Here is a 6,510-nt window from a genome sequence, read left to right on the forward strand (position 1 = left end):
AAGTTTTTTCATAGATAAATCCTAATTTCATTAATATTTATTTAGTTATCATAACATGAATGTAAAATTATATAAACTATTTAAATTTTATGTAAATAAAATTTGAATAATATAAAACAATTATTATATTTATAATATAAGGTATGAGGAAAAATAAGTATATAGGAGGATGATTGTTATGAAACCTAATTTAGTATTAATGAGCCATGGAAATTTAGCATCAGCATTGATTGAAGCAAGCAGAATCATACTTGGTAAATTGGATAATTACGATGTTATAGATATGCAGGCAGACGATACTTACGACACTATAGAAGCAAAGTTGCAGCTAATATTAAATAGGATTCAAAATAATAATATTCTAATATTTACTGATTTATACGGTTGTACACCTTTTAATATAGCAAGTAAGTTTTATAGAAAGTATAGTCATATATCATTGATAAGCGGCATGAATTTGGATATGGTTATAGAATATTTTGCTTCAGATGTACATGATGATGCTAATAAATTGATAAATGATATTGTAAGCGTATCAAGAGATTCTATAGTTCTGCATTCAAAAACATTTTCAGAGATTTATCAGGATATAGTGTAAGCTGTATTTGAAATATTTTCAGAAGCGTACTTAAACAATATTTTGGGGATTTGCCTAAAAAATAGGTGAATCCCCAATTAGTATTTATTTTGTTTTATCATTTTTTTTCGATAATATTTAACAGTATATTAAATTTGGATTATTATTTATGTTTAAAGAGTCTATAAAGTATGCATTAGCAGATTACAGTATATTAGAAATTACTACAAGAATATTAGTAGCCTATATAATGGGTATATTCATAGGCTGGGAGAGGGCGCAGCATAAGAAGCCGATAGGAAGCAGAACAACAAGTATAGTATGTATGGGAGCTGCTATTTTATCATGTTATGAAGAAGTTTTTGCACGCTCAATCATGCTTGAAAATGCCGAACTTATAAAATTAGGAAGCGATTTATTATATACTGTTCCAGATTATAACAGAATCTCGGCACAGATAGTTTCAGGTATAGGTTTTTTGGGTGCAGGTATGATTATACAAAATAGAGGTAAACTTCATGGCATCACTACTGCTGCTATAGTTTGGGTTACTGCTTGTTTGGGTATAGTAATAGGTTCGGGTCAATGGGTATTATCAGGTATAGGATGTATTTGTATATTTTTAAGCACTTCTATATTTAGATTTTTTATACCGTATTTTATAGCCAATAGAAGAAAATCAATAGTTTATTTAGTTGAATGTTCATCAAAAATAGATATAGAAAATGAGATTGAAAAATTCGGAATAAAATTTGTAAAAATGGAAATACTAGGCTGGAAAGAAGTTCCAAATAGTGTAGGCAATGCTTCTGCTCCTAATATAGTAAGTAAGCTCAATATATTCGTTCCAACTCTTGATTATAGAAATATAGAAAATATTTTAATAAGTTTGGATATTAAGCCTATAAAGATGTTAAAGAATATGAGAGATAATCCTAATTTTTAAAAATATTTATTTATTAATGCTTGATATGTTCCATTAGCCATTATTTTATCAAGACCTTCATTAATTTTATTAATCAATTCATTTTCATTTTTTCTAACTGCTATGGCATAATGTTCTATTGGGTAAGCAGGATCTTCTATAAGTTTTATAGTTTTATCATTTTTTGCATAATGTTCGCATGTTACTTTATCAAATACAACAGCATCTAGTTTTTCAACTTTTAATGCTAACAATGCTGTGCTTCCTGTATCGAATCTTTCTAAATTTACACCTTGTATTTTTGAAATATAACTATCTCCTATAGTGCTGCTTATAACACCTACATGCATGCCTGCTAAATCATTAAAACTGTTAATGTTTGTATTGTTTTGATTAACTAATATTGTTTGAGTAGAGTGATAGTATTTTTTAGAAAATGTTACAAGTTTATTTCTCTCTTCAGTTACAGTCATACCTGCTATGATAATATATATTTGTTCGGAATATAGTGCGGGCATAAGTTCTTCAAATTTCATATCTATAAAATCAATTTTTAATCCTGCTTCTTTTGCTATTTCATTCATAAGATCATAATCAAATCCGCCTATTCGTCCGTTGTTTAAATATCTGAATGGGTAATCATATACATATATTCCAACCATCATTGTTTTATTAGTTTCTGCTGTTTCATTACTATTAGTGATATTATTGTTTGTGTTTATTCCTGATTTTTCTGTATTTTGAGAATTATTACAAGATACTAACAAAGTAAGCATCAGAGTAATGATAGATATAAATTTATTCATTTTTATATTTGTATTATATGTCTTTTATAAAGATAGTTTATTTAATTGAAAAAGTCAAGGAATTTATTTTAAAATGTATATATTTTTTACATAAAGAAAAAACCCCTTAGCTTGAAATCAAGCGATGGATTTTATTTTATATTATTTAATCAAACCTATTAGGATAATTATAAAGGCTTAAATAATAGCTTTTATGCTGTGTAAGAGTATAGTATACGCTATATACTCTATAATAAACATAAAAACTATTATAGAATACAAATTAATTAAAATCCTTTCCAGCCATTTAATGGAGGCCTAATAGTAAGAGTTACAACAGCATTATTTTTTTAACAGTAAGAATAAGAGGATCATTTTTTCCATTAGGTCTAGTAGCAGCAGTTACTGTAATTCCGCTGCCTTCAATTTTTTTATTTGCCCTAATAATGTATCAATGTCAGTTACCACCCCGCCGCGTGATGTCCCCATAATACTATGAGATGTTCCTGTACTATCTGCTGCTATAATAGTAAAATCATATTCGTTACTAATAATGATATCAGGAGATGATACTACACTGCCACTAATATAAATTTTTCCTAAACCATTTAATGCAGCATTAATTGCTTTTGTATTTTCTTCGATGGTTCCTCCTTCATTTGTCGGATCTGTGATTTTTTTGTTGCAGCCTATGCCTAGTAATGATAAAGCCGTTACCATTACAAAAATAGATAAAATCTTTTTTTTCATAATTTGAACTCTCTTTAATAAATTTTTATTATAAACATTATTACTAATGCTTATTTTTGAATTAGAGGAATTAGAATATTTATGTGTTATATTAAGTTTATTTGTTGAAATATTATAATAAACTTTAATTAATTTCTGCAATGCCGAAAGAGACTGCAGGCATAATATAGTTAGTATACTAGTGTTATTGTTTTGATATTTTTTATTGATTAAAGAATAGTTATCTGGATTCTTAATTTCAGTGATTGTTATATTTATGTTTTCCATAAATAAATGGTATTCTTTTTTGATTTTTATGTCAATATTTTACTTTAAAATTTTTGAGTTTTAATAAAATTTTTTTAATAAAAAGTATTATATTGAATAAAATAAAAACTTATTAACTTGAACTTAAGCAATGGAAATTATTATATTATTTAATCAAAACCATTAGGGTAATTATAAAGACTTAATTAAATATATCGTCATATCTGTTATTAAATTTTATTTATTTTAATTATAAAACAAATTGATTAAGCGTTTGTAATATAACTAATACTTTGGCAGGGTATGTAATCGGCGGTATTTGTAAAAATAGAATGTATGCTTCTTGACAATAGAATTTTTTTATATTATAATATTATTATATAAATCTTCGGGGCTAGGTGAAATTCCATACCGGCGGTAAAGTCCGCGAGCCTTTTTGATGTTTCTTATTCAAAAACGGCAGATTTGGTGCGATTCCAAAACCGACAGTTAAAGTCTGGATGGTAGAAGATATTGTGATGTAACTTACTACATAAATTTAGCTCTAAGTGTTTAAACATTTAGAGTTTTTTGTTTATAGTCAGAAATCCTTCTAAATAAAAAACCCAAAGATTAATAAAAAATATTTTTTAAGAGTATTAGCATTATGCAAAATGATACGCATGAAAAATACATGAAAATGGCTATAGAAGAAGCAAAGAAAGGGGAAGGTTTTACAAGTCCTAATCCTTTGGTTGGTGCTGTTATAGTGAAAGATTATAAAGTTATAGGAATCGGTTACCATAAAAAATATGGCGAGAATCATGCTGAAATTAATGCTTTTTTAGATGCAAAAGAAAAAGGCGAAAATGTTGAAGATGCTGATATATATGTAACTTTAGAGCCTTGTTCTCATTATGGAAAAACTCCTCCTTGTGCTGATGCTATTATAAAAAATAAGTTAAAAAGAGTTATTATAGGATGCGTTGATTCTAATCCTAAAGTGGCAGGAAACGGCATAAAAAAATTAAAAGATGCTGGAATTGAGGTTGTAGTGAATGTGCTTGAAGAAGAATGCAGAAAGTTAAATGAAGTTTTTTTCTATTATATAGCAAATAAAAGACCATTTATTGTTATGAAATATGCTATGACTATGGACGGTAAAATTGCTGCTGTGAGCGGTAAATCGAAATGGATAACTTCAGAAAAAACAAGAGAGCATTCTCATAGATTTAGAAATAAATACTCTGCTATAATGGTTGGAATAAATACTGTAATAGAAGATAATCCTACACTTAATTGCAGACTTCCAAATACTAGAAACCCTATAAGAATAATTTTGGATAGTTCTTTAAAAATAGATTTGGATTCTAATATTTGTAAAACTGCAAAAGAAATAAAAACTTTTATAGCTGCTATTAGCAATGATGATAAAAAAATAAAAGAGCTTGAAAGTGTTGGCATAGAGATAATAAAAACAGAAAATGATAACGGCAAAGTAAGTTTAAATGATTTGATGAGAATACTTGGAGAAGAAAAAAATATTGACAGTGTGTATGTTGAAGGCGGTGCTGCTTTACATGCTAGTTTATTAAAAGAAAAGCTAGTAAATAAAGCTTTGGTTTATATAGCACCAAAAATATTCGGAGGCTTTGAAGCAAAAACTCCAATAGGAGGAGAAGGGATAGATGATCCTGATAATGCTGTTAAACTTGTTGAAGGCAGCATAACAAAAATAGAAGACGATTTATTTTTGGAGTATTATTTAAAATATTAATTTGTAAATAAAATATATTAATATTATACGAAACTAATTTTACACTTGCACTTTTTGGTACTTTTTGCGGCGGGAAAAAGTACAGAAATTATTTAAGAGAGAAAATATTATAATGTTTACTGGTATAGTTGAAGAAATAGGAACTGTTAAATCGGTACAAAGCAAAGTTATTACAATAGAAGCTAGCAAAATATTTGATGATTTGCATTTAGGTGATAGCGTTGCTGTTAATGGTACTTGTTTAACTGTATCTAGCTTTGATAATAAAATATTTAATGCAGATGTTACTCAAGAAACTTTGAACCGTACTAATTTAGGAAGTTTAAAAAATGGAAGTAAAGTTAATCTTGAGAGGGCTATGACTTTAAGCGGAAGATTCGGCGGTCATATAGTAAGCGGACATATTGACGGAGTGGGAAGCATCAAGTCTATGAAGAAAGATGATAATGCTATTATACTTATTATTGAAGTGCCTAAACACTTAATGAAATATATAGTAGAAAAAGGTTCTGTTGCTGTTGATGGCATAAGTTTGACAGTGGCTAGTTTAACTGATAATACTTTTTCTATAGCGGTAATTCCTAATACATTAAAGGAAACTGTACTTTATTATAAAAAAGAGGGTGATAAGGTTAATATAGAAAATGATGTTATAGGCAAATATGTTGAAAGGCTTTTAACATTTAAAGAAGATAATAATGATAGTAAAAAGTCTAATATAACAATGGATTTTTTACTTAAAAACGGTTTTTAATAATTTATGCACTTTTTACAGTTTTTTACAGCTAATAATTAAAAGGAAAAATCTGAACAAAAAATAAAAACGGAGCGTAAAAATGGAAAATGTTTACAGCACTATTAATGAAGCTTTAGAGGATTTAAAAAAAGGAAAATTAATTCTTGTTTCTGATGATGAAGATAGAGAAAATGAGGGAGATTTAATCTGTGCGGCAGAATTTGCTACTACAGAAAATGTTAACTTTATGGCTGCTTATGCTAAGGGTTTAATATGCATGCCTATTAGTAAAGAAATAACTAACAGACTTAATCTTAATCAAATGGTTTCAAAAAATACTGATAATCATGAAACAGCCTTTACAGTATCTATTGACCATGTTGAAACTACTACAGGAATATCAGCAGTTGAAAGATCTATCACTGCTTTAAAAGTTATAGATGAGAATTCTAAACCAGAAGATTTCAGACGCCCTGGACACATGTTTCCATTACTTGCAAAAGACGGCGGCGTATTGGTAAGAATGGGACATACTGAGGCTACTGTTGATTTGATGAGATTAGCAGGACTTAAAGAATGCGGTTTATGCTGCGAGATTATGAGAGATGACGGCGATATGATGAGAAGAGATGATTTAATTGATTTCGCTAAAAAGCATAATATAAAAATGATAACAGTTTCTGATTTGATTGATTATAGAAAAAAGAATGAAGATTTAATGGAGCTTTATGCTAA

General features: G+C 28.0%; 7 protein-coding genes and 1 riboswitch. Of the genes, 5 read left to right on the top strand and 2 right to left on the bottom strand.

The window, feature by feature from the left end:
- The first annotated feature begins 178 nt into the window (after positions 1–178).
- Together Q0J90_RS00800 and Q0J90_RS00805 are read left to right on the top strand one after the other, a co-directional pair.
- Positions 179–598, top strand: a complete 420-nt coding sequence (locus tag Q0J90_RS00800; protein ID WP_297276112.1) for a PTS sugar transporter subunit IIA — start codon at positions 179–181, stop codon at positions 596–598.
- Positions 599–746: 148 nt separating this feature from the next.
- On the top strand, positions 747–1,523 hold the full coding sequence (locus Q0J90_RS00805; protein ID WP_297276113.1) for an MgtC/SapB family protein: 777 nt from the start codon (positions 747–749) through the stop codon (positions 1,521–1,523).
- Here the strand turns inward: Q0J90_RS00805 and Q0J90_RS00810 are convergent.
- The gene (locus tag Q0J90_RS00810) at positions 1,520–2,308 is read right to left on the bottom strand and encodes a basic amino acid ABC transporter substrate-binding protein (RefSeq protein ID WP_297276114.1); all 789 of its coding nucleotides are present in this window, start codon (positions 2,306–2,308) and stop codon (positions 1,520–1,522) included. The genes Q0J90_RS00805 and Q0J90_RS00810 overlap by 4 nt on opposite strands.
- A gap of 381 nt (positions 2,309–2,689) precedes the next feature.
- Complete coding sequence (locus Q0J90_RS00815; protein ID WP_297276115.1) at positions 2,690–3,304, bottom strand: hypothetical protein; 615 nt, start codon at positions 3,302–3,304, stop codon at positions 2,690–2,692.
- Positions 3,305–3,663: 359 nt separating this feature from the next.
- Positions 3,664–3,799, top strand: a riboswitch (FMN riboswitch).
- 130 nt (positions 3,800–3,929) lie between these two features.
- Here Q0J90_RS00815 and ribD point away from each other — a divergent pair.
- The 3 genes from ribD to ribB all read left to right on the top strand — a co-directional run.
- Complete coding sequence (gene ribD / locus Q0J90_RS00820; protein WP_297276116.1) at positions 3,930–5,039, top strand: bifunctional diaminohydroxyphosphoribosylaminopyrimidine deaminase/5-amino-6-(5-phosphoribosylamino)uracil reductase RibD; 1,110 nt, start codon at positions 3,930–3,932, stop codon at positions 5,037–5,039.
- A 112-nt stretch (positions 5,040–5,151) separates the two neighbouring features.
- Positions 5,152–5,793, top strand: coding sequence for a riboflavin synthase (locus Q0J90_RS00825; RefSeq protein ID WP_297276117.1), 642 nt, complete (start codon positions 5,152–5,154; stop codon positions 5,791–5,793).
- An 82-nt stretch (positions 5,794–5,875) separates the two neighbouring features.
- Positions 5,876–6,510 (top strand): 3,4-dihydroxy-2-butanone-4-phosphate synthase (gene ribB / locus Q0J90_RS00830; RefSeq protein ID WP_297276118.1); only part of this gene is annotated, 635 nt, incomplete at its 3' end.

The sequence above is a fragment of the uncultured Brachyspira sp. genome, assembly GCF_944390595.1.
Lineage (GTDB): Bacteria > Spirochaetota > Brachyspiria > Brachyspirales > Brachyspiraceae > Brachyspira.